Source organism: Sporocytophaga myxococcoides, from assembly GCF_000775915.1.
In the GTDB taxonomy this organism is placed as follows: Bacteria; Bacteroidota; Bacteroidia; order Cytophagales; family Cytophagaceae; genus Sporocytophaga; species Sporocytophaga myxococcoides_A.
Window position 1 is genome coordinate 128,927 of sequence record NZ_BBLT01000007.1, and the last position, 23,054, is coordinate 151,980.

The window sequence follows — 23,054 nt, forward strand, 5'->3', positions numbered from 1 at the left end:
ATGGTTTATAATTTTCTTTCTTTTATTAAGATCGTTTTTAATTTAAATCAGTTCTATCATATGAAAGTTATTTTCCGCTCGATCGGTTCATGAATATATACCAATTTATTTCCAGTAGAATTCGTCACGTCAGAAAAGATTCTTTTACATATCTGGTCAGGAATATAGCGATAGCAAGTATTGCCATTGGACTTGCCTTTATTATTGTGTCTTTTGGTATACTGGAAGGCTTTAAAAAAAGAATCAAAGAGAAGATTTTTAGTTTTGGTGCACATATTCAGGTTAGCAGGCATGATATTAGTCGTTCTTATGAAGAATCACCTTTTCCGAAACACACAGATTTATACGACCATCCTTCAAAGATAAAAGAGATAGCTCATATTCAGGTTTATAGCAAAAAGGCAGGCTTGCTTAAAACGGATGAGGAAGTAAATGGGGTAATAGTGAAAGGAATAGGAAAAGATTTTAGCTTTTCCAGGTTTAAAGATAATATCGTAGAAGGTAGATTTTTGACATTGCCCGATAGCGGATATTCAAGGGAAATCATGATCAGTAAAATGATAGCCAATAAAATGAGGCTAAGCATTGGTGATAGTGTTATGATTTTTTTTGTCCAGAATCCCCCACGATATAGAAAACTTCTGATCAAAGGAATATACGAAACCGGACTTGAAGAATTTGATGATCTCATTATTCTTGGAGATATAAGGCTGTTGCAGAAAATTAATAACTGGAATGAGGAATTGATTGGAGGATACGAAATCTTTCTGAAAGATTTCTCAACACTGGACACTGCTTCAGAAAAGGTTTTTGATGCAATGGACTATGATATGCAACTGGAGAAAATAACTGATAGATATATACAGATTTTTGACTGGCTTGCTTTGCTAAATCGAAATGTTGCTATTTTTCTGGTACTTATTCTTTTTGTTGCCAGTTTCAATATGGTTTCAACCCTTTTTATCATGATTATGGAAAGGACACGGATGATAGGTATATTAAAGGCATTCGGTGCTACGGATGGACAAATTCGGGGAGTATTCTGGTATAACGGTATTTTTATAATTCTAAGAGGGATGCTTTGGGGAAATATAGCTGGGATTGGTTTTTGCCTTTTGCAGTATTACTTTAAAATTATACCCCTTGACCCGGAGAATTATTATATGAGTTCTGTTCCTATTGAATGGAATTTTGAAGTATTGGGATTAATAAATTTAATGACATTTATTCTGATAGCCCTAGTGATGTTTATTCCGGTATTTGTGATTTCAAAAATAAAGCCGGTTAAATCAATAAAATTCAGTTAGAGAAAAATCAGAAGAATAATTGTATGATAGTTAATTATTCTTCTGGTATATATTGTTTGAAAAGACTCTCGATCTTCATCTGAAGCACGCCAAATACAGCTTCTTTAAAAATTCCGGAAGACATTTTTGACTGGCCAAGTGTACGATCAGTGAATATAATCGGCACTTCTATTATTTTGAACCCATATTTCCAGGTTAAAAATTTCATTTTGATCTGAAAAGCATATCCAGTAAACTTTATATCATCCAGGTTAATTGTTTCAAGAACTTTTTTTCTGTAGCACTTAAAACCGGCAGTGGTATCCTGAATTCTCATGCCTGTAATAAATCGCACATAAGTACTGGCATAATAGGACATTAAAACCCTGCTCATTGGCCAGTTAATTACAGTTATTCCATTTACATAACGGGAGCCGATAGCTAAATCATAGCCTTGCTCTGCACATGAATTATATAACTTAACAAGATCTTCAGGATTGTGAGACATGTCAGCATCCATTTCGCAGATGTATTCATAATTTCTCGCAATGGCATATCTGAAACCATGTATATAGGCAGTGCCAAGTCCAAGCTTTCCTTTTCTTTGCTCGAGAAAAAGCCTTCCGGGATATTCAAGCTGAAGTTCTTTAACAATATCTGCAGTTCCGTCAGGCGAGCCATCATCTATAATAAGAACATCAAAAGGAATACTTAATGTAAAAACCTTTCTGATTACAGTTTCAATGTTTTCCTTCTCGTTATAAGTAGGTATAATGACAATCGCCTTTTCCACGTGTTAAAAATAAAAAACTATTTTAAGAATGAATATCCTTTAAGGTGGAAATATTTTTAGCAAGCTGCATTGCGTTTTTTATGCAATCTGAAAGTGATATTCCTTTGTACCAGCCAGCACAGAAATATAAGCCTTTGATCTGAAGCTTTTCTATTTCTGAATAAGCTGCTTGAAGGTTCTTATCATATTGAGGGATTGCTTTTTCCCATCTATGAATCTTCTGCATCAGAGGTGTTCCTTCAATCTTCAAATCTTTTTGAAAATCCCGGGTAATGTTTTCCTTGATCTGATGGTCTTCGCTTATATATTGGTCATAATATTGACTGCCCCCAACAAAAGATGTCAGAAGTATTTGATCAGTTGGGACTCTGTTTGAAAATACAGAAGAGGTCCAGATGGAACCGGATGCAAATTTATTTTCAATTTTAGGATTCAGTCCACCAAAACCATTCAACTCACCTTTGACATTTTCTTTTGAATATATGGTATGAACCAAGGCCATAGGAGGATATTCAACCTGACTTAAAGCTTGGGAAACATCTGGAGATATATTTTTTACAATAGAAGATGCTGTAAATGCAGGAGTCGCTATTACCAATTGACTGAAGTCGTACGATAGTTTTTGTTCATTCGAAAGAGCAGTTACCTTGAATTGACCATTTAGATATTCAACTTTTTCAACTTTTGTATTGACATGAAGATTTTTGAGTTTTTCAGCAATGGCTTTTGGAAATGTAGCCATGCCTTTTTTAAAATTAAATGATTTTCTTCTACCGCTTCCTCCGGATTTTATCATTCCTTTTAAAACGGAACCATATTTATTTTCCAGGTCATTTAAAATGGGAAAAGTAAGTTTTACCAGCAGTTTTTCAGGATTTCCGGCGTAAATACCTGTTACAAATGGATTTAGTACGTAATCTGTGACTTCTTTATTAAATCTTCTGGTTATAAATTGGGCTAAAGTTTCATCTTCAACCTTTTCTGTTTTTCTGAAAAATTCCCTTAGGATTGAAATTTTGGTTTTGAAAGAAAAGAAATTGCTTTTGAGTAATCTGGGTGGTGAATCGGGCAAAATCCGGTATCTTCCGGCTTTATAAATAAAGCGTGCTTTACTGTTAGGATTTGCTTCAATAAGTTCATTTTCAATGTCTAGTGTTTTAAAGAAATTTATTATTTCTTCATCAGCCAAAATACTGTTTGGTCCTATATCAAGTATATAATTCTCCCTGATTTCAGTTTTTATATATCCTCCAGTAATGTCTTTTTCTTCCAATAAGAGGTAAGGGATGTTCTTTTCCTGAAGGTGAAAAGCCAATGTTAATCCTGAAATTCCTGCTCCGATTATTCCAACCATAATATCTGGTGTAAGTTCCTGCCTGCGAAAATACATTCCAATGCACATAAAAGGATTATTTTTGGAAAAAAAAAATAAGGAAATTTAATGGGCGCTAAATGTATTTTTCTTGACCGTGATGGTGTAATTAATGTTGACAAAGTTGACTATACCTATACTTTGGAAGATTTTAAAATTATACCTGGAGTAATAGAAGCTTTAGAGGCATTTAAAAAGGCAGGTTATCTGTTGGTAGTCATTACAAACCAATCAGGAATTGCGAAAGGCATTTATGGTCACGAGGATGTCAAAATCTGTCATGATTTTTTCCAGGAGAAGTGTGGATCTCTTATAGATAGATATTATTATAGTCCATACCATCAGACAATTTCTGAATCAATTTCAAGAAAGCCCGATTCGCTTATGTTTGAAAAAGCAATTGCTAAATTTGATATAGACATAGAATCTTCCTGGATGATTGGGGATAAAAACCGGGATTTGATACCTGCAAAGAAACTTGGAATTAAAACAGTCCTTGTAGGACATGAAGAGCCTAACCCGGTTGAAGTAAATATTAAAGCTGATGATCTTAAAAAAGCATCAGAATTAATTCTGCAAGTATAAAAATAAGAAGTTCCGAATGGTTAAAAAAGGCCTCTGAAATACATCAGAGGCCAGTTTTTTTCAGATAAAAAAAAATTAAAAAAATATGAAAAAATAGATGAAATGTAATGAGTAGCTTGTTTTACTACTTATTACTCTTATTCAATGTATTGTTATACGTAAATTTTTAAAATTGTTTCATGTTTTGGAGTGTAAATCATTGTAAATAAGGTAAAGTTATATTGTTTTAGGCATTTTGATGGACGTAGTTTTTCTTTGAATTTTTTATGTTTTATGCAATTTTGAAGAATTATTTGAGGAATTGAGACCCTAAAGTGACGAATCAAAATCTTTAATTTATTCAATTTTTTTTCTGAATTTACTATACTTCTTTTCTCTTAAGTTTTAATCTGAATACACCATACTATTCTCGAATCCAATATCATAAATTTCGAAAAGACTGGTTAAATTTTATTTATGGAACAGGTTTAGAAGCTTTAAATATTGGGAGAAGGATAATTTTAGTAGTTTCTTTTTGAATAAGGTTTATACATCTGCATTTATGATTTTAGCTTTTGATACTTATTATTTTGAAAACAAAGCAAAAACGGTCTGTCTTGAATTTGCAGAATGGAATGATAAAATTCCTTCTAATATATATTCAGAAATAATAGAAGATGTGAGCGAATATGAATCAGGAGCTTTCTATAAACGGGAATTACCTTGTATTTTGAGTTTATTAAAGAAAATAAAGGTTGATATTAATACCATCATTGTAGTGGATGGCTTTGTCTTTCTTGATGATGAATTTAAACCAGGATTGGGAGCTCACCTTTATAATGCATTGGAACAGCATATCCCTGTTATTGGAGTAGCCAAAACCAATTTTGCTCAAATCTATAATTTAAAAAAAGAAGTATACAGGGGTGAAAGCAGAAAGCCTTTGTATGTTACTTCTGTGGGAGTACAGGTTCATGAAGCTTCAGCATATGTTCAATCCATGTACGGTCAATACAGGATTCCCGACCTTTTGAAGCAATTGGACAGTTTGACAAAGGAGCTATAATTTTTTCTCAGAATGATAAGCGAAAAAGAAAATCAAAGAATCAGTAAGTTTTTAAGCCTGGTATTAAGGCATAAACCAGAGACTATTGGTATCAATCTTGACAGGAATGGTTGGGTTGATACTCAATTGCTGATTTTTAAAATAAATCAACATGGATTCAATATATCAATGGAAATACTGGATTATGTTGTCGATACCAATAATAAAAAAAGATTTGCATTCAACGAAAATAAAACTTTGATAAGAGCCAGTCAGGGGCATTCGGTTAAAATTGAATTGGGCTATGAGCCTCAAAAACCACCTGAAATATTATATCATGGCTCCGCAGAATGTTTTTCTGAATTAATACTAAAAACCGGACTTATAAAGCAAAGTCGTCAACATGTACATTTAAGTGTTGATGTTACAACAGCTATATCTGTGGGCAAGAGGCACGGAAAGCCTGTGATTTTTGAAGTAGTATCAGGAGAGATGTTCGCAGAGGGTTTTGTCTTTTATTTGTCGGAGAATAAGGTATGGCTTACAGAGCATGTTCCTGTTAGGTATTTGAAACAGGGATTGATGGTATTGTAGGATTATCTTTTGTTTGAACTGGGATTCGTGGATTAAGGAATAGACAGGATTAGCTACGATTTCAAAAACAAACAATACATTATGATTCCCAATCTAGCTTGATAAAAACAACCGTATTTTACCAGAACAAATTTAAAACTAAACTATCAAAAGCATTTATTGTCTGAACCAGGAAATTTATCAGAGATAATTTTATCTATCCTTTCATTCCATAAATCCCAGTTCAGACAAAGGTAATTCTGTCTATACTCCCATGAATTCCAGATCAGACATAAAAAAACTCAGACTTATCATCTGAGTTTTTTTTATTTTTCAACTTATTGAAAGCTTATTTTACATTAAAGCCGCCTTCTCCGATTTTATGTCCTTCAGAGTATACATGAATTTTGTATTGACCAGGAATATAGTTGAAGCCTTTGGAAAGAATGAAAGAGAGCTTTTGATTAGAGTTGTCAAAGCTTAGATCCTGGCTAAGTGTGTATTGAGCTTCAGTTCCATCGGCAAGATTGATGATACCACCACCGTTGATAGGATCTGAGAATGGAGTTCCTGAAGGAGGAACAAGTGTTACATAGAATTTTTTCAGGTTTTTCTTAGCTGCTTTGTTATCAGCAAGAACAAAGGTGATTTTTATTCTATCAATTTTGCTGTGCTTGTATTCTTCCTGATCCATTTCTTTTCCGTTTTCTTTAAGCGCTGTTACCTTAACGCCTTCGGCTTTGAGGATAGATGCATAAGCAAGTTCTTTAGAAGTAAGATCAAGTGAATCTCCAAGTCTTCTTTTTTCATGGGTTAGATTGCTTACACTTGTGTTTAATGAATCATTAGCAGTTTTTAGCTGAGCGATTTCATAATCTTTAGTAGTAATCTCTTCTCTAAGTTTAGCAACTAACTCTTCAAGTTCTTTACGTTTTTTAGAATCAAGCTTGTTTGTTTTTTTCAACTGAGTGATAAATGAGTTCAGGTTAGCGATTTGCTTATCAAGAGAGTCATTTTGTAATCCAAGGTTTTCTCTTTCCTGTCTGATTCTTTCAAGATCCTGGCTCATTGTTTCCAGTTCTTGTGTTTTAGCTACGATTTCACTGTCTTTAGTACTTACTACACCTGTCAGCTCATCAATTTTTTGGGCTTTTTCATCATTTTGGTTATTTAAAGTAATTACAAAAATGATTAAGGCAATATTCACTACGAGTGAAAGAGCAAGGAGAATTTTTACAGTCTTGTTGCTTTTTTGTTCCATAAGTTGTTTTAGTTCAATTTTTCGAGGTTGTAAATTAAAAGGATTTTATATGGTTTAGCAAATTTAAATTCAAGTCAAATGGTATTTTTTAGTCTTCTTGTAATTTGAAAATTAGAGAATTAAACACTCATCCGCATTGCATTGGGTGAAAAACGGGTAAAAAAACGAAAAATTATGTGATTATAATCATTTGATGCATCAAGATCTGGCTTATTTTCTTCAAAATTGATATTGATCCTTTAGATCAATTGATTGGCTGTTTTACTGAATTTTAAAGAAAAAGTTTAGCAGAATAATTAAACTTAATTCCGATCATTAGGGTATCGTCTTGCTTAATCTTTAGGTTTTACAAGATAATTTGCCTAGCTTTGAACTGTTGTAGCACTTGCGGATTGATTGCAGAGTTTCCTTCAGCCCTTCATTATGAGGCAAATTGAACTAATAACTACCTCATTTAGTTTCTTTTAAGTTACACAATCAGTTTTAAGCAATAAAATTTCCAGGGAATCAGAAAGAAATTTTTTCCAAAAATATTCACAAAAAGGGAATTCACAATTGGACATATACTTCCCTGGTAATGTCAAAAACAGGTAGATAAATCCTTCTTATATAATCGACGAAGGATTCAGGTGAAGCCCCTTGTAAAACAAAATTACATGTCTTTTAAAAATTTAAATCTTATATCCCCGATCCTTGAGGCTCTGGAACAAGAGGGATATACACAGCCAACTTCTATTCAGTCTCAGGCTATACCTTTTATTCTTGAAAAGAAGGATCTGCTTGGTTGTGCCCAGACAGGTACCGGAAAAACGGCAGCTTTTGCATTGCCGATCATTCAATTGCTTGAAAGTAAAATTTCCGATAACAGAGGTAAAAGAACTGTAAAGTCTTTAATACTTACTCCGACCAGAGAACTTGCCATTCAGATAGGGGATAGTTTTTCAGCTTATGGTAGAAATACAAGAGTAAATCATGCTGTAATATTTGGCGGGGTTTCTCAGAATGCTCAGGTGGAGGCTTTAAAAAGGGGAGTAGATATTCTTGTAGCTACTCCGGGAAGACTTTTGGATCTCATGAACCAGGGATTTATAAAACTGGATCATATTGAGATTTTTGTTCTGGATGAAGCCGACCGAATGCTGGATATGGGCTTTATTCACGATATCAAAAAAATTCTGACAAAACTTCCTGCAAAAAAACAATCATTGTTCTTTTCAGCGACGATGGCTCCGGAGATAAAAAAACTTGCAGAAACTATTCTGGTAAATCCATCGAAAGTTGAAGTCGCTCCTGTTTCGTCTGCTGCCGAAACTGTGAATCAATCTGTATATTATGTTGAAAAATCCAACAAGAAAGGATTGTTGATTCATTTGCTTAAAGATCCTGCTATTCCTCAGGCCTTAATATTTACGAGAACCAAACATGGTGCAGACAGAATCAGTAAGGATCTTACCAAAGCAGGGATAACGGCTGAAGCTATCCATGGCAATAAATCTCAAAATGCAAGACAAAGAGCATTGGAGAATTTTAAACTTAAGAAAATCAGGGTACTGGTAGCCACAGATATTGCTGCTAGAGGGATAGACATAGAAAAGCTTTCGCACGTTATTAACTATGAATTGCCCAATGAGCCTGAAACCTATGTACACAGAATTGGAAGGACAGGAAGAGCCGGAGCTAACGGGATTGCAATTGCTTTCTGTGATACGGAAGAACGTGCTTATCTCAGAGCGATCAATAAATTGATCGCAAAGGAAATTCCTGTAATCAAAGAACATCCTTTTGATGGGCCTGGTATTGAAGTTCCTAAATCTACCAACTCGGGTCGGTCAGCTGGACCAAAGCAAAGCCAACCAGGTGCCTCTAAGCAAAGCAGTAAGCCTTCCGGAGGAGGAAAACCTAAATGGTTCGGAAGAAAAAAATCACACGGGAATAATAAGCAGAGCAACAATAACAAAACTTCCAAAGAGGCCAGATAACAAGTATTGGAAAGTATAGGTTATAGAGTTTAAAAGCCCTTCTGAAATATATTCTGAAGGGCTTTTTATTTATATGGATACATTATAATTAAGCTTTACTTCATCACCGTGATATCCTCTGAAACCCCAGTTATGTGCAGGAGCCTCCATTATGCATATTTCGATATCTATTTCAGATATACCAATTTTTTCTTTTATTCTTTCAAATAACAATCTGACGAGTTTCTTTTTGGTCTCAACAGTTCTTCCTTCGATCATTATCAATTCAATAATGGTATAGGCTTCGGTACGCCCATCCGGATAATAAAAATCGTCTTTTGCTAGACCTATAAACCTATGCGCGCGCTTGTCTCTTGGGAACTCCAGAGCCTCCACAACACATTCATGAATAACATCGGAAAGCTCCTTTTTTACAAGGTCAAGCTTTTCTTTTAACCCATATATTTTTACCTGTGACATTGTTTGTTATTTTTATTGCAAATAAAACAAAAAACTGGTTACAGAATCTGCTTTTGAATATTACAGGAAATGAGTTCCTTAATTTTGCTCCTCCATAGAACTATATATATATTCGTAAAAATATTTCTTATTAAGAATGTCAAAAATTGTACTTGTAACCGGTGCTTCATCCGGCATAGGAAAAGTGATTGCAGATTATCTGGCTGCTAAAGGCCACATAGTATATGGTACTTCCAGGTCAATAAAACAAGACGGGCTAAAATTTAAAGCTCTTCCAATGGACGTTTGCGATAATGAAAGTGTTCTTAATGCGACCAATAATATTTTAAAAGAACATGGAAGAATCGATGTTGTAATAAACAATGCAGGTATTGGAATTGCCGGAGGATGTGAATACTTGTCCTTAACTGATGCAGAAAAAGTAATGAGTACAAACTTTATCGGAGTTATCAGAGTTTGTCAGGCGGTTTTACCTTCTATGAGAAATAATAAGTCTGGTTTGATCATTAATATAAGTTCCATTGCTTCTGAAATGGGATTGCCATACAGGAGTGTCTATAGCTCAAGCAAAGCAGCTGTAGACCGCTTTACTGAAGCTCTGAGAATTGAAACAAAGAAATTTGGAGTAAAGGCTTGTTGTATTCAGCCAGGCGGGATTAAAACAGATATAAGTGCAAACAGGCTGTATACTCCGGTACCCGAAGGTAGTCCGTATAGGGATAGCTTTGGAAGAGCCTATGATGCTATTAATAATAGTGTAAAAAAAGGTCTTGAGCCGGAAGTATTCGGACCGCTTATCGAATCAATCATGAAGGCTGACAAGGTTAAGATGATTTACAGAGTTGGTAAAGTAACTGAGAAACTCTCTGTACTAATAAAAAAGATTGTTCCTGATTATGTGTTTGAGCGCATCATTGCAGGATTTTACAAGATTTAATTCATGATCTTTCAGCTGAATAAAAAAGAAGTTCTCATTCAGATCCTATATGCATAGCTTGAAGCGATGGCATCAATTATAGGCAAAGCTCATTAAGTTTTACTTGTCCTTAAGGAGAAGGAATTTAAGAAAACAAAGCCTCCGCTTGTTGAATAGATTCTGGTTTTCCTACATCCAGCAAAATGTCGTTAGTATGATCAAACCCCATGATAGTATGTTTGCTGCATAAATCAAGGTAGACATCCACCATTGAAAATTTACCTTCCCGGTTTATCAGATCAAATATTTGGGGCTCAATTATATGAATTCCACTGAAAGCTTTTGGCGTTAAATCATCTTCCGTTCTCTTTATTTTTTCTTCACCTGTTTTAGTATTCTGCCACCCACATAATTCGTTCTTATCGTTGAATAGAAAATACCTGGAAGTTTCACGTCTTGTCACGGCGAGGGTTGCAAGAGCTTTGCCGGATTTGTGAAAGGCTATCATTTTATCTACTGCCAGATTAGTGAGCATATCTACATTCATCACGAGAAAGGGTGTATTGCCTTTTAGAAAAGTGGATGCCTTTTTTAGACCGCCACCAGTTTCAAGAAGGGCATCTGTTTCGTCGGAAATACTGATCTTGCAACCAAAGTTGTTTTGCTCTTTTAAGAAAGAAATGATCTGATCCGGAAAATGATGAACGTTTATGACAAATTCATATATTCCATATCCTTTGAGATATTCAATATTCCTTTGTAATAAAGACTTATTGTTTACAACAGCCAGTGCTTTGGGATGATTTTCTGTAAAGGGCTTTAAGCGGGTTCCCAAACCTGCAGCAAATATCATTGCCTTCATAAAAATAATCTGATTTATTAGTTAACCCAGTTTTTAGCATCCTGGATGCAGTGTGATAATTCAATTTTAACCCCAAACTTTTGCTGAAGGTGCTTTGCAAGACTATCCGCAGCAAATACACTTCTATGTTGCCCGCCTGTGCAGCCAAAACTAATCATCAGACTGTCAAAGTCTCTTTTCAGATAATCAGAAACGCTTATATCAACAAGGCTGTAAACGTGCTGAAGGAATACGGGCATTTCAGTCTGGTAAAGAAGGAAATCCTGAACAGGTTTATCTCTTCCCGTAAGTTTTTTATAAGGCTCATATCTACCGGGATTCAGGATACCTCTGCAATCAAAAACAAATCCCCCGCCATTTCCTGATAAATCTTCAGGATGTCCGGTTTTATAGGAGAAGCTACAGATCTTAACAACTAACTTACTTTCCTTATCAGCCTTAATGTTTTCAAAGCGTTTAATGATCTCTTCATCCACCATAGCGTTAAGTACCTTTTCTAATTCAGGCAGCCTGATTGGTATTCCCTTATTCTCAAGAAACCAACGTAAATTCCTCAATGCAAAAGGAATGCTGCTAATGAAATGAGGTTTGCGTTCAAAGAGTCCACGGAAGCCATAAGCTCCAAGGGTTTGAAGCATTCTAATAAGGACAAAGCCTTTGTATATATCAAGGAAATCTTTTTTGTTGAGCTGATTTCCCAAAAGATCATTTACCCTGTCAAAATAATAATGTACAAGTTCATCTCTCCATTCAAATGGTAAAGCGGCTTTAGCCTGCCATAGCATTGAAGCCACGTCATACTGAAGGGCACCTTGCATGCCTCCCTGATAATCGATAAAGTAAACTTTATCATCTTTTACCATTACGTTCCTGCTCTGGCAATCTCTGTGCATGAAATACTTGTTGCGCTCCTGCATCAGATAGTAGCTGAGCATTTCGAAGTCATTTAACAACAGGTTTTTGTCATAGTTAAGCTTAAGTGCTCGCAGAAAGTAATATTTAAAATATAGTAAATCAGAGTAGATAGCCTGTCTGTCAAATGAACGGGTAGCAATGCAGTAATCATAGTTAAGGCCTGTGCCACCCTGAATCTGCAACTGAGCAAGCTGAGCGAAGGTTTTTTGATACAATTCAAAGGTACGGTCTGTATAACCTTCGGTCTGAACTATATCAAACAATGATGTATCTCCCAGATCTGCCTGGATATAGAATTGTTTATCAGCACTGGAATGAAATATTTCCGGAACTGCAAGTTGCTTGCTGGCAAAATGCCTTGAAAATTCCAGAAATGCAGAGTTTTCAGGGGTATTGTTATTATAGGTAACAATATAGGAACGAGGGGGTGTTTTTACTCTGAAATACTGTCTGTCACTTCCTGCCTGAGCAAGTTGTCGGACGTCCTCCACCGGTGTTTCGGGTTTCCAGCTTTCAAAAAATGTTTTTACTTGTTCTATAATTGTAGACATGTTGCTTCTGATTTCTAAAGGAGGTAAAAACTCCTTATTTTAAATTTGGATTTGAATATTCTATATTCTTTTTTTATTACAAAGTAAATAAAACAATAATTAGTTGTCTGAAATTCATTTTTATAAAAGGATATTTTTAATTAAAGTGAAGTTTTAAATTTAAACTGTTGATTTGTAGTAGAATATCGAAATTCTGCTGACGCTGATAGCTATAACTTCTGTCAATAAAATTCACGTATACTAAAGGAAGGTTTTTTACCGAAACATGAGTATTTAAAAAAAATATTTTTTCAGCAAATCTGAGTTTAATGTCATGCCATAGCTGCCTGCTGGCGACTTGACCGGAGAATAAAAAGAAAAATAATATTTTCTAACAAACAAAAGACAGATACAATTACCCTGATATGCATATAGTCAAACTTAAAATCCACGGTGGAAAAATTGCTGATAAGGAGTTTTTAGAAGAATATTTCAACCGGCATAATTTTTTTGAACAGATGGGGAATTACCTGGGTGGGTTATTCAGGAATAGCCAAATTATTAATCTTGAGTGGCAATATGAATCTATCGAAGATGGGTTTGAGTTAAACTTGTTCTGTCCTGAAAAAGATTCTTATAAAGATAAATATTCAACTAAGGTTACTAAAATTTACAAAAATAGACTTATTGATTATTTTAATTGCTCATTTGAATTTGTTTACATAGGTCTTGATCCGGAATTTGAAGAAACTTTAATTTATGAAAAACCAAAATTTTTAATCTTAAAATCTAACCGTATTTCCCCAATTCATGACGGAGATTCAATGGATCAAATTCCGTTATATAAATTGCCATACACCTGTAATGGAGAATCTTTCAGCGATATTGTAATGTGGAACCGGGACTTCGATCATATTGAGGGTCTATGGTATAGTGATTATGGAGGAGAAGTATGGACCTCTGAACAATTAAGCAATCCCAATAGTGAATTGAATAAAAAAGGTAGAGATTGTTGTGCTAATCTTGAAAAAATTACTGGAGTCCCTACATATTATTATCTGTTTTATGGTGCGCAAATCTCAGGGACAGAAGATCTTATTATGAGAACTTGTCCGGATTGTAAAGGTGATTGGATTATAGAGGAACATTCAGATTTTAGACTTTATGACTGCAAGTGTGATAAATGCAGACTTGTATCAACAATGACATATTGATTTTTAGAATAAGTATGATTTTCAAAATGAAACAAGGTAATCTGAAAATTATTTTACAATTGGGCATAGCTCTTGTCTGGCTAATCAATGGATTGTTCTGCAAGCTTTTAAATATGGTACCTCGCCATCAGGAAATTGTTGGACGAATTTTAGGAGACGATCATGCTTTGCAGATTACAAAAGCTATTGGGGTAGGAGAGTTGTTTATAGTAGTCTGGATAGTAAGCAGAATAAAATCAAAATGGTGTTCAATTGTTCAGATCGCACTAGTCATTACAATGAATATGATCGAAGCCATCCTTGCTCCTGATCTGCTCCTGTTTGGTCGGGCAAATTTATTTGTGGCATTGGTATTTGTGATTTTGGTTTATATGAATGAATTTTTTCCAGTAAGAATTAATACAACTTCAGATAATGCTGTCTCTTAAAAATCATCCGTTTGCAGTAGAGACTTTTTTTGAAAGCTCTCTTGTGCTTACCTATGCCGTCCCTAAGGAACAGCTTCAAAGTCTTATTCCTCTATGTCTGGAGTTAGACACATTTGACGATAAGTGGGGATTTGTAGCAGTTGCTCTTGTGCAGACTAAAGACCTTAGGCCCAAAGGCACTCCGAAGTTTATGGGTAATGATTTTTTTCTGGCAGGATTCAGGATCTTTGTGAAATTTCATAATAACAGAGGAAAGAGGCTTAGAGGTCTTTATATATTGAAGTCAGAAACCAATAAAAGAAAGATGTCTTTCATTGGAAATATTTTTACACATTACAATTATTCAACAACGGATATCACAATTAAGAGTACAAAAGAGGCTTTCTCTGTATCATCTGTTAAATCAGCGCTGGATATAGAAGTCAGTTTATGTGAAAATGCTCCATTACCCCAAGGCTCACCTTTTAATAATTGGAAAGAAGCAAGGAGATATGCAGGACCATTGCCTTTTACCTTCACTTATAATGCTGCAGCTTCAGAAGTTTTAATTATAGAGGGAGTAAGGGAATCATGGATACCAAAACCGGTAGAAATGATTAAAGCAAAAGTAGGATTTTTAAATCAAATGAATTTCGAAGGAGTACAGCTGGCAAATGCCTTTTTAATACAGAATATTCCTTACTATTGGAAAAAAGGAGTGATAGAAAAATGGACAGCACAATAAGAAAACCATTCCAGGGGGTAACAAATATTATTCTGTTTAACTGGCATACCTTTGTTATTGCTTTGGTATTTCTTTTATTATTGATAATCGGAAAGATTAACTTTCCTGATAATATTATTATCACAGCAACTATTCTTGTCACATTGCTCAGTATTGCTCTTTCTCTTGTTACTTCACTTTATGTTTATGATTTAACTGACTTATACAAACTCCGCTTTCTTGATAAACTGATTTCATTTAAGCCTGAATCAATTGTTAATATCAATGCTGGATTTGATGAAATAAGTGAAGTCTTGAAAAGAAAATATCCTGAAGCAAAATTTTCTATTTTTGATTTTTATGATCCGTTATTGCATACAGAAGTCTCTATTGAAAGGGCAAGAAAACTTTATAAACCTTATCCGGGTACAGAGATTATTAATACTAAGGCTCTCCCATTAGAAGAAGGTAGTGTTGATATAATACTACTTATGTTTGCTGCTCATGAAATAAGAAATGAAGATGAAAGAATATTGTTTTTCGAACAGTTAAGAAAAGCTATTACAATTCAGGGGATGATCATTGTGGTTGAACATCAAAGAGACCTAGTAAATTTTATTGCTTATAATATTGGTTTCTTTCATTTTTATTCCGGGAAAAATTGGCTAAAAGTATTTACAGGAGCAGGCTTGAAAATTTATAAAGAAATAAAAATTACACCATTTATATCTGGTTACGCATTAAAAAAGTATGGAACTGCATCTTAAAATCATAGGCATAACCTCCATGATACTTGCTTTCATTCATGTGATCTTTCCCAAATACTTTGATTGGGAAAATGAGTTACAATCCGTAAGCTTGATCAATAAGCAGCTTATGTACGTGCATACATTTTTTATTGCTCTTGTCGTATTTTTATTTGGAATGTTTTGTTTTTTCAGTGCAGAAGAATTATTGAATACAAAGCTTGGGAAACAAGTGGTGCTTGCATTGGCAGTCTTCTGGGGACTTCGGATGTTATTTCAGTTTTTTGTATACTCTCCCAAACTTTGGAAAGGAAAGGCGTTAGAGACTTTTGTTCACATAGTATTCTCGCTCATCTGGACTTATTTCACAGTTGTATTTTTAGCGGCTTATCTTATGTGAGTTGGGTATAACAGCCCTAAATACTAATTCACATCTGGAACACGCAAATCTATAAAAGGTCTACTTCCATTTTAAACTATATATATATAATTCTTCTTTTAAAATAAGATTTTGCTTTATGTAGTCTGGTTTTTACCATTTTTTTCTAAAATGCTCAAGATGTAATTGTTAGAGGATACAATGGTTTGCTCAGTTGATGTTATTTGGTTGATTATTAGATATGAATTGGTAAAATATTATTTGCTCTGCGCTATTATACCTGGGATGGAACTGTACAGTTAATTGCAAAGCATTGACTAATCTAATTGAGGAGAGGAAAATTCCTCTCCTTATATTTTAAGGTAGTGTAAGGTCAACAGTTTTATCAATGACATCAGTATCTTTTAAATTATGTTGGCCATCTAGAGCAATTTCCTCTGCCAAAACTCGGTCAGATGGAACTGAAGTGCCTATCATAGCTTTTTCTTCTTTAGTTATATTACATTCAGAAGGAATACGAGCGCTGTTATCTGTGATGGTTTTAAAAGCCAGTGATCGAGCCTTTTTAGAATGATAAATTGCTTTTTGATACTGGTTTCTTATATACATTTTCTTGGCAAATTGTTGGTGTCTGAGAGCATTTACATAATCTCCGTTGTAAACCTTACCTCTTTTAATTGCCGAGTGAGCAGTTGTAATAGCCTTGTTGGTTCTGGTAAGAAATTGTTTTGTTTGTGCTTTAGTCACCTGACTAATGCCGGCTTCAAGGGGTATAAATATTACCACCATGAAGAGTATAATCAAATAGTTTCTCATAATTTGATAGAATTTATTGAATTTGAAGGTAATAATATATGGTAAAATAGCAATAAAAAGATAAAAAATGGCATTTTGTTTACTTTAATCTGTTTTTTAATTCAAGTTTGATAGGTTTGTTAAGTAAGTGTTTGAATATTAATATATTTGTTCTTCTTTCAAAATGATTTATCATAGAGTTGCAACAATTAATTTAACTGGTGTCTAATCTTTAAATTGAAATATATGCAAGCTACTTTGTCTGCTCTGTTAACTGTTAAAAGTAAAATATTGAAATCATTAATGATTGATGGACAGGAATGTTCTCAGGCAAGTTATGTGTGCTTATATGAAGGTGAGATACATGGAACTGGGATAGTTGCAACATTACCTTTCGGAATTGAAGAACAAATTTATGGCATTGAAAGATTTTCTGGAAATATTGGAGAAAAATCAGGGACCTTTGTTTTGGAAAATTATGGTTATTCGGAGATTGAAGAGGGCAAGACAATAAAGAAAATAGTTCCTGGGTCTGGAACTAATGATTTTTTAGGAATTAAAGGAGACATAACATTAGTCTCTGCAAAGGATAAAAAAGTTAATATAGCGGTTCAACTCGAATTTGACACTAAATTAACCAAAGAGGATTAGCCTTTATCTCAATTGCATCGCCTGTTTGAGGATGTTTAAAATGAAGTGTGGAGGCATGGAGAGCTATGGAATTGGGAGCATATTCAAATTTAGATCCATACAAAGCATCCCCAAGAATAGAGCATCCTGAAGCAGCTAATTGAGCTCTTATTTGATGATATTTACCTGTATGCAAACGAATGTTCCATAATTGAAAATTATTTTTAAAGGGAGTTATTATGTAATCAAGTAAAACTTTTTCGGCATCTGTATGTGATGGATCCACAATCACAGCTTGTTTGTTTTTTTTATCCTTCCATAAATAATTTTCAAGCTTTCCTTCTTTGGTAGTCGGAGAAGTTTCAGTAAGTGCCTGGTAATACTTCTTCACTTGTCGGGTGGCAAATTGCTCACTCAGATTTTTTAATACTGATTTTTTTCTTGCAAATAGTACAATCCCGCTTACAGGTCTGTCAAGTCGATGCACATGCTGAATGTAAACTTCTTTAGATTTTGGATGCAAGCTTCGCTCATATTTTTGCACTTGCTGAAGCAAATTGGGATGACCATTTCTGTCTGGCTCAACCATCAGACTACATGGTTTATTTATTACTATAATACTAGAGTCTTCATATAGAATATGATCAGGAACATTGATTTTAATAGACATGAGGTAATTATGTAATTCTGACTTTCAAAGCTAATAAATATGGGGGAGGTTAAAAAAGCGATAAAGTATTATTCTTCTGATCAGTCTTTCAACCCCATGAAAGTAGCTACAGAAAGAAAAAAAACATGAGATGCAGCATCCCAGAGACTACTTTTATTACCAGTGTTTGGGAGTCTATGGTGATCCTTCTTGTTTCTATTTGGAGAAAACGTATTTTGAGGAATTCATCAGTTGAAAGATTTTGAATTAATAGATTATTTTAATATTTAAAATTATCTATTAAATTGCCTGAAATTTAAATATTTATCCTGCCATGGATCGTATCAGTCTGTTTCCGGAAAATCAAGAAGACCACCGAGATTTAATGTATATCTTACAGGAAGAAATCATTCCAAAATACAATTTTCTTTTAGGTATTAACTTTCCTAATGAACAAGAATTGAAAGAAAAGAAAGGACTGAAAGATTTATTAGAGTTAACCAAAACCATTATTGATTCTTATTCTGATATTTTGCAAAGCAGCATGCTCCAGAAAAGCGGGGTATTTGTAAATGAGAAAATTAAAGCAGAGGAAGGAAATGATTATAAGGTATTGCTATATGAAAAGTTAAAGGGTTTAAACAACTCAATGATGGAAGAAGCGGAGTTAAATGAACAGAGAAAATAATTAAAAAAGCCTCAGTTTTTTTTCTGAGGCTTTTTTAATTTACCAATCACTTTTCTTAGCAGGATCGTTTTGAGCTTCTTTTACCTTTTTCTTGAACTCTTCTATTAGCGCATTTACCTGAGTTTGAGTAGAGTTTTTAATAATTACCCAGCTTTTTGCCAACATTGCATCTTTACCACAGTCCGCTGTTGTATTTTCCAGCTTACCTCCAGATCCAGCACCATTCTGACCTTCATGCACAAAGTCAGTTAAGATATATCTGTATTTCCCTGCTTTGCAAAAAACTGAAAAAGTAAACTTTACAACTCCTTTATCTTTTTTTCCTGGTTTTACTGCCTCATATTCCACAGGTATCTGTGCATTAAAAACTATAGTATAAGCTGCATCATCTTGACTTTTTACAGGCCAGTTTTTAGCTTTCCCAAAGTCCTGTGCAATGGTGAATACATCTTTCTCTGTAAGAGGTGCAGACTCAACGATATTTATAAAAGTTATTTTACCTGTATTCTGGTCAACAGGCAAATTTTGTCCTTTTGAAGTAAAGGCAATAAACAATAAAATAACAAGCGCTTGTAAACTTTTTCGTAACATAAATTTTTCGTGAATTTTCATTTGAAAATGGCAAAAAAATCGAAAAAAGAAAAAAAAATATTTATATTTTCCTATTCCGATAATTAATATGCTTTTTTTATTGGCATCAAACTGTCTTAATGATTAATTTGTTTCATTGTTTGAAATCAAAAATCCAATATAAGCATGTTAAAGGCAGAAATGCACACCAGCAAGGGTGTAATGAAAATTGAGTTTTACGAAAAAGATGCTCCGAACACTGTAAAGAATTTTGTGAAGTTATCCCAAATGGGATTCTATGACGGATTATCTTTTCACAGGGTCATACCTAACTTTGTAATTCAGGGGGGGTGCCCTAATGGAGATGGCAGAGGGGGGCCTGGATACCAAATTAAATGTGAATTAGATGGAGAGAATCAATTCCATGATCGTGGTGTACTTTCTATGGCACATGCCGGAAGAAACACTGGTGGTTCTCAGTTTTTTATTTGTCACAGCAGAACAAATACCAAACATCTTGACAGAAATCATACCTGCTTCGGAAAAGTTACTGAAGGAGTAGACATCGTTGATCAGATCAAACAAGGGGATAAGATTGAAAAGATAGTTATTATTGAGGGTTAATTTTCTCTGTTACAACCATTAATATTGAAAGCTAAAAACTAATACGTTTTTAGCTTTCTTTTTGAATTTTATCCAATTAGAAATCATCATACTCATCCATTCTCTGGATTATCTGGATGACGATTTCATGACTATCTCCTTCATTATCCTCGATTTTAAAAATCACTTTAGGGTTGTCATCCTTTAATCTTTTATCGACTCCTACAATCTTATTTGGCTTTATTTTCTCTTCAATATTTTTGATCAAACTCTCAAATGCTTTTGCAAATTTCACTTCCAGTGTGCTGGGATTGTAAATAAACGTTTTCATAAAATCTCCTCCAAGAACTGGTTTATAATTTTAACATTTGAAAGATGAATAAAATTTCTTGAAAAAAGGAACTAACTTCTGAGCGATCAGGTTTGTGTGAAATGAAAAACAGAAAATTCATTCCTATTTTTACACTTTTTTTTATGATCTGTTCTGCAAGTACTGGAAAGGTCACTACTGTCGGAAATGATCTGGTCACAAGAAAAGTAGTAAAATCTAAAGCCGAAGGTTCATTTGACATTTTTGTTGACCAGGTATTTAGAGATTGTAATCTGGAGGGGACAGGGATGAAGAAAACTATTTTTAGAAAAGCCCTTATAGGATATCTTAACATTAAAAACAATAATCTTCTCCAGGATAATTCAATACTTTCTATTATCGATTATTCTAAAGCCTCGACAGAAAAAAGACTTTGGATTATAGATTTGAGAGAAAAAAAGGTATTGTTTCATTCACTTGTAGCACATGGGAGAAAAAGCGGAGATAATCTGGCTATTAATTTTTCTAATAAAGTCAACTCACACATGAGCTCACTGGGCTTTTATAGAACAGGTAAGGTGTATTTCGGTAAGCATGGAAAATCGCTGGTGCTTCATGGATTGGATAAAAACTATAATTCAAATGCTGAAGGCAGATCAGTAGTGATTCATGCAGCAGATTATGTTTGTGAGGATTTTATCAAAACAAATGGTCGTTTGGGAAGGAGTCATGGTTGCCCGGCTGTATCGCCTGAAGAAAGTGACCAGATTATCCAACTACTAGAAGGAGGATCATGTTTGTTTATTTATCACCCGGAATTAAAAGTAGCCCGCTCTGAATATCTGAATGAAACTTCTGCAATCAGGTTTTATTCAAAGCAGGCCAATGTTTTTTAATAGTATTAAAAGTATGTTATCTGGCAGCCAGGATGGTTTTTCTTGAATCGCTGTATTTCGTTCTTATTTATTTTTGTATAAAAGCATTTTAATACTTTTATATACTCAAGTTTATGAATTGGACCAAGTTCTGTTAATTCAGTATTGGATATATCCAGCTCGCGTATTGCATAAAAGTTATTAATAGCAGATAGATCCCTAACACTGCTTGATGCTAAATAAAGATTGGCGATGTATTTAAAGTGTTTGATAGGATCAAGACTTGAAACTTTAGTATGGTCTATGTTTAGGTGAAACAGCTTTACAAGGTTTCTTATAGGTTCTAGGGTATTGATATCTGTATTGTAACAATCAAGGTAAACAAGATTAACCAAACTACTTAATGGGGCAAGAGATTTAATGTCGATTTTCTGAATGCTTAGTTTCTCCAGAAGTACCAGGTTTTTCATCATTGAGATGTCTTTCACCTTAATATTTAAACCGACATTCAGTTCTTTAAGGTTTACAAGATTGGTAAGAGGGGTAAGGTCTTCTATTTCATTATTAGAACAATCCAGCTCCACCATCTGAACCAAATCTTTCAATGGTTCAATACTTTTGAGTTTTAGATTTGAAACTTTCAGTACTTGAAGTTTTTTTAAATTTTCAATACCGTCCAGACTGCTAATCTGAGTTTTGGTGAGATCAAGTTCAAGTAAAGAGCTCACAGCAAATATTGCAGAAGGATCAGTAATAGGATTACCTGATACATTTAATTTCTCAAGAGAAGTAAATTTCCTTAATGGCTCAAGATTTTTCAAATTTGAATTTGAGCAGTCAAATTCAAACACACCTGTTGCTTTTTCAAGGTCAAACTCTCTGGGATATTCTTCCAGATTTCTCTTTTTCCTTATCATTGCTTTCCACTCAGGTTCCAGTGTCAGCCACCATGAAATCAGGGGAGGAAGAGGCTCTAACTTTGGAGCGACTCCGGTTTTACTGATTGCAAAAATTTTAAAGTTTTTAGAGATATTGTTTTCTCTGTCGAATTTTATGAAAACAGATATACCTTTTTTTATAGAATGGACGATCGTATCACTAATGGCAATTGAATCAGCAGATGAAGAAACTGAATCTGCCTTTTGTACTATTTCCTTCCAGGTAAAATCTTTCTCTCCTTTTATTTCAACAAAATAGTACTTTCTGATTTTATCATACTTTACTTTCTCAACTACCAGATTTTTAGGAGTAGTCTTAATTTTAACTGTTGCAGGAAAAGATTTTGGAACCCGCTGACAATATTTGAAAACGTTTTCAAAGTCCTCATTTTGAGCCGCAGAATCAAGGTCGTTATAGACCGAAACATTTGCATTGCTTATTGTTGTTTTTAAAAATGTGACAGATTCCTTTTTCTGGTCAGCATCGGAAGGTTTCTGAGCTACAAAATTCAGAAAGCCGTCATAGGAATTAAGAAGTCGAATAACCTCCTTCTTTTCTATATCATTCATTGGAAGAAGAATGTCAGTCTGAGCATTCATTTTCAATGAGATAGTTGTAAGAAGTAAAATAAAAAGGAATTTTTTCATATTTGTCACAAGATTTGGCCCGGTAATTTAACCAAAAAAAGTTCCGTTTAGTACGTTTATTTTATTTTTTGTGATTTTTCTAATGTTGTTTTGGATTTCAATCAGATTTAAAAAATGCTAACAATATAAACCTCTCATAAGGATAGACTTAAGATTTAATTTTTCCACATATTTCAATTATCTGGTATTTCCTTGTTTAAAAAATAAGTAAAATTTGAACTATTAAAGTAATTTCGCAGTAAGAATGGAACAAGATTTAGATTTTATTTCCCCAAAAATGAAACTAACTTGTCTTTTATAAACTTGTAAATCAGTTCAATTAA

At 34.0% G+C, this 23,054-nt stretch carries 26 protein-coding genes; 15 read left to right on the plus strand and 11 right to left on the minus strand.

Going from position 1 to position 23,054, the window contains the following annotated elements; translation table 11 throughout:
* Positions 1-89: 89 nt before the first annotated feature.
* Complete coding sequence (locus tag MYP_RS16860) at positions 90-1,307, plus strand: ABC transporter permease (RefSeq protein WP_045465876.1); 1,218 nt, start codon at positions 90-92, stop codon at positions 1,305-1,307.
* A gap of 34 nt (positions 1,308-1,341) precedes the next feature.
* On the opposite strand, the gene MYP_RS16865 is transcribed toward MYP_RS16860, so the two are convergent.
* Positions 1,342-2,079: a polyprenol monophosphomannose synthase gene (locus MYP_RS16865; protein ID WP_045465878.1), complete on the minus strand. Its 738-nt coding sequence runs from the start codon at positions 2,077-2,079 to the stop codon at positions 1,342-1,344.
* Positions 2,080-2,101: 22 nt separating this feature from the next.
* Positions 2,102-3,433 (minus strand): protoporphyrinogen oxidase, encoded by a 1,332-nt coding sequence (hemG, locus tag MYP_RS16870; protein WP_197060108.1) that lies wholly within the window; start codon positions 3,431-3,433, stop codon positions 2,102-2,104.
* Between the two features lie 87 nt (positions 3,434-3,520).
* On the opposite strand from hemG, the gene MYP_RS16875 reads away from it, so the two are divergent.
* The 3 genes from MYP_RS16875 to MYP_RS16885 all read left to right on the plus strand — a co-directional run bounded on the left by MYP_RS16875 (position 3,521) and on the right by MYP_RS16885 (position 5,654).
* Positions 3,521-4,036, plus strand: coding sequence for a D-glycero-alpha-D-manno-heptose-1,7-bisphosphate 7-phosphatase (locus MYP_RS16875; RefSeq protein WP_045465881.1), 516 nt, complete (start codon positions 3,521-3,523; stop codon positions 4,034-4,036).
* Positions 4,037-4,577: 541 nt separating this feature from the next.
* On the plus strand, positions 4,578-5,081 hold the full coding sequence (locus MYP_RS16880; protein ID WP_045465885.1) for an endonuclease V: 504 nt from the start codon (positions 4,578-4,580) through the stop codon (positions 5,079-5,081).
* A gap of 12 nt (positions 5,082-5,093) precedes the next feature.
* Positions 5,094-5,654 (plus strand): RNA 2'-phosphotransferase, encoded by a 561-nt coding sequence (locus tag MYP_RS16885; protein ID WP_045465888.1) that lies wholly within the window; start codon positions 5,094-5,096, stop codon positions 5,652-5,654.
* 328 nt (positions 5,655-5,982) lie between these two features.
* Here the strand turns inward: MYP_RS16885 and MYP_RS16890 are convergent, their stop codons facing one another.
* Positions 5,983-6,894 (minus strand): hypothetical protein, encoded by a 912-nt coding sequence (locus MYP_RS16890; RefSeq protein ID WP_045465891.1) that lies wholly within the window; start codon positions 6,892-6,894, stop codon positions 5,983-5,985.
* A 656-nt stretch (positions 6,895-7,550) separates the two neighbouring features.
* On the opposite strand from MYP_RS16890, the gene MYP_RS16895 reads away from it, so the two are divergent.
* Positions 7,551-8,873 carry a DEAD/DEAH box helicase gene (locus MYP_RS16895; RefSeq protein ID WP_045465895.1) on the plus strand — a complete coding sequence of 441 codons (1,323 nt, stop codon included), beginning with the start codon at positions 7,551-7,553 and terminating at the stop codon, positions 8,871-8,873.
* Positions 8,874-8,942: 69 nt separating this feature from the next.
* Here MYP_RS16895 and MYP_RS16900 read toward each other — a convergent pair whose 3' ends face one another.
* Entirely contained in the window at positions 8,943-9,332 is a 390-nt protein-coding gene (locus MYP_RS16900; RefSeq protein WP_045465897.1) for a tautomerase family protein, read from the minus strand.
* A 136-nt stretch (positions 9,333-9,468) separates the two neighbouring features.
* On the opposite strand from MYP_RS16900, the gene MYP_RS16905 reads away from it, so the two are divergent.
* Complete coding sequence (locus MYP_RS16905; RefSeq protein ID WP_045465901.1) at positions 9,469-10,269, plus strand: SDR family oxidoreductase; 801 nt, start codon at positions 9,469-9,471, stop codon at positions 10,267-10,269.
* Positions 10,270-10,393: 124 nt separating this feature from the next.
* Here the strand turns inward: MYP_RS16905 and MYP_RS16910 are convergent, their stop codons facing one another.
* Both MYP_RS16910 and MYP_RS16915 read right to left on the minus strand, forming a co-directional pair.
* Positions 10,394-11,110 carry a nucleotidyltransferase family protein gene (locus MYP_RS16910; RefSeq protein WP_045465904.1) on the minus strand — a complete coding sequence of 239 codons (717 nt, stop codon included), beginning with the start codon at positions 11,108-11,110 and terminating at the stop codon, positions 10,394-10,396.
* 17 nt (positions 11,111-11,127) lie between these two features.
* Positions 11,128-12,576: a RapZ C-terminal domain-containing protein gene (locus MYP_RS16915; RefSeq protein WP_045465907.1), complete on the minus strand. Its 1,449-nt coding sequence runs from the start codon at positions 12,574-12,576 to the stop codon at positions 11,128-11,130.
* A gap of 404 nt (positions 12,577-12,980) precedes the next feature.
* Between MYP_RS16915 and MYP_RS16920 the strand changes: the two genes are divergently transcribed.
* From MYP_RS16920 to MYP_RS16940, 5 genes are read left to right on the plus strand one after another with little or no spacing between them, the layout of a single operon-like run.
* Positions 12,981-13,769, plus strand: a complete 789-nt coding sequence (locus MYP_RS16920; RefSeq protein WP_045465911.1) for a DUF2310 family Zn-ribbon-containing protein — start codon at positions 12,981-12,983, stop codon at positions 13,767-13,769.
* 26 nt (positions 13,770-13,795) lie between these two features.
* A complete protein-coding gene (locus tag MYP_RS16925) occupies positions 13,796-14,197 on the plus strand; it encodes a DoxX-like family protein (RefSeq protein WP_045466233.1) in 402 nt (133 codons plus the stop codon).
* Positions 14,184-14,921 (plus strand): DUF2071 domain-containing protein, encoded by a 738-nt coding sequence (locus MYP_RS16930; protein WP_045465914.1) that lies wholly within the window; start codon positions 14,184-14,186, stop codon positions 14,919-14,921. Before MYP_RS16925 ends, MYP_RS16930 begins: the two co-directional genes overlap by 14 nt.
* Positions 14,906-15,667 (plus strand): class I SAM-dependent methyltransferase, encoded by a 762-nt coding sequence (locus tag MYP_RS16935; RefSeq protein ID WP_045466235.1) that lies wholly within the window; start codon positions 14,906-14,908, stop codon positions 15,665-15,667. The genes MYP_RS16930 and MYP_RS16935 overlap by 16 nt, the downstream gene beginning before the upstream one ends.
* The gene (locus MYP_RS16940; RefSeq protein WP_045465917.1) at positions 15,651-16,046 is read left to right on the plus strand and encodes a hypothetical protein; all 396 of its coding nucleotides are present in this window, start codon (positions 15,651-15,653) and stop codon (positions 16,044-16,046) included. The genes MYP_RS16935 and MYP_RS16940 overlap by 17 nt, the downstream gene beginning before the upstream one ends.
* Before the next feature lie 336 nt (positions 16,047-16,382).
* Here the strand turns inward: MYP_RS16940 and MYP_RS16945 are convergent, their stop codons facing one another.
* Positions 16,383-16,841 (minus strand): hypothetical protein, encoded by a 459-nt coding sequence (locus MYP_RS16945; protein WP_156140692.1) that lies wholly within the window; start codon positions 16,839-16,841, stop codon positions 16,383-16,385.
* Between the two features lie 225 nt (positions 16,842-17,066).
* Here MYP_RS16945 and MYP_RS16950 point away from each other — a divergent pair, with 225 nt between their 5' ends.
* A complete protein-coding gene (locus MYP_RS16950) occupies positions 17,067-17,471 on the plus strand; it encodes a DUF3224 domain-containing protein (RefSeq protein ID WP_045465923.1) in 405 nt (134 codons plus the stop codon).
* Here MYP_RS16950 and MYP_RS16955 read toward each other — a convergent pair.
* On the minus strand, positions 17,449-18,120 hold the full coding sequence (locus MYP_RS16955; RefSeq protein WP_045465926.1) for an RluA family pseudouridine synthase: 672 nt from the start codon (positions 18,118-18,120) through the stop codon (positions 17,449-17,451). The two genes, MYP_RS16950 and MYP_RS16955, sit on opposite strands and share 23 nt — an antisense overlap.
* 313 nt (positions 18,121-18,433) lie before the next feature.
* On the opposite strand from MYP_RS16955, the gene MYP_RS16960 reads away from it, so the two are divergent.
* Positions 18,434-18,787, plus strand: coding sequence for a hypothetical protein (locus MYP_RS16960; protein WP_045465929.1), 354 nt, complete (start codon positions 18,434-18,436; stop codon positions 18,785-18,787).
* A 39-nt stretch (positions 18,788-18,826) separates the two neighbouring features.
* Here MYP_RS16960 and MYP_RS16965 read toward each other — a convergent pair whose 3' ends face one another.
* Positions 18,827-19,378, minus strand: coding sequence for a hypothetical protein (locus MYP_RS16965; RefSeq protein WP_045466238.1), 552 nt, complete (start codon positions 19,376-19,378; stop codon positions 18,827-18,829).
* A gap of 165 nt (positions 19,379-19,543) precedes the next feature.
* Here MYP_RS16965 and MYP_RS16970 point away from each other — a divergent pair, with 165 nt between their 5' ends.
* On the plus strand, positions 19,544-19,981 hold the full coding sequence (locus MYP_RS16970) for a peptidylprolyl isomerase (RefSeq protein ID WP_045465932.1): 438 nt from the start codon (positions 19,544-19,546) through the stop codon (positions 19,979-19,981).
* A gap of 76 nt (positions 19,982-20,057) precedes the next feature.
* On the opposite strand, the gene MYP_RS16975 is transcribed toward MYP_RS16970, so the two are convergent.
* A complete protein-coding gene (locus MYP_RS16975; protein WP_045465935.1) occupies positions 20,058-20,291 on the minus strand; it encodes a hypothetical protein in 234 nt (77 codons plus the stop codon).
* A 101-nt stretch (positions 20,292-20,392) separates the two neighbouring features.
* Between MYP_RS16975 and MYP_RS16980 the strand changes: the two genes are divergently transcribed.
* Complete coding sequence (locus MYP_RS16980; protein ID WP_045465937.1) at positions 20,393-21,166, plus strand: murein L,D-transpeptidase catalytic domain family protein; 774 nt, start codon at positions 20,393-20,395, stop codon at positions 21,164-21,166.
* A gap of 5 nt (positions 21,167-21,171) precedes the next feature.
* Here the strand turns inward: MYP_RS16980 and MYP_RS16985 are convergent, their stop codons facing one another.
* Complete coding sequence (locus MYP_RS16985) at positions 21,172-22,731, minus strand: leucine-rich repeat domain-containing protein (protein ID WP_045465939.1); 1,560 nt, start codon at positions 22,729-22,731, stop codon at positions 21,172-21,174.
* Between the last annotated feature and the right edge of the window lie 323 nt (positions 22,732-23,054).